1 protein-coding gene is annotated in these 498 nt (G+C 56.4%); it reads right to left on the bottom strand.

The window, feature by feature from the left end:
* Nucleotides 1-95: 95 nt before the first annotated feature.
* On the bottom strand, nt 96-498 hold a 403-nt coding region (locus tag AC1RPH_RS07780), incomplete at its 5' end, for a hypothetical protein (RefSeq protein ID WP_481762021.1).

Raw genomic sequence — 498 nt, 5'->3', positions numbered from 1 at the left:
CCTCAAGGAAGTGGGGTGCAAAGTCGGCAGGTGCCGTGAACGTGGGGAGCGGTACGCGTGCCGGTTTCACACCGCCAGTACCTGTAGCCACCTTTTCAGTGCGCGTCGCCTGCGCTTTCGCCAGCGACGACTTCTTCTTCGTTGTTGCCATTCTTGTTTCCGTATAGAAGGTAATTCAGTTCAGATTGCAGGTTCACCACCATCTCAGCAAGCCGCAAGTTAGCCAACGCCTGAGCCTGTTCAACTTGGCCTAGACGATGGGCACGCGCTATCTGGAATTCGATTGTGGTTTGCAGCATGGCCTCGGATACAGCAGGACGCTGGAGTTCTTGCTCCATCCACGCTATACCCTCGGTCTGCTGCCACTCCGGGTCGGAGCCGTGCTCGATCAGGAGCCGTGTTTCGATCAGGAACGTTACATCCCGCAGCAGATACGCTGTCTTTACTAGATGGCACAGTTCCGGATCGCCACCTTTGTCCGGATGTACCCGACTTCTG

The organism is Dellaglioa sp. CoH-57-MRSF-16, from assembly GCF_056782055.1.
The sequence above is the reverse complement of the archived record's forward strand: the minus strand, read 5'-3'. Positions and strand labels throughout refer to the sequence as shown.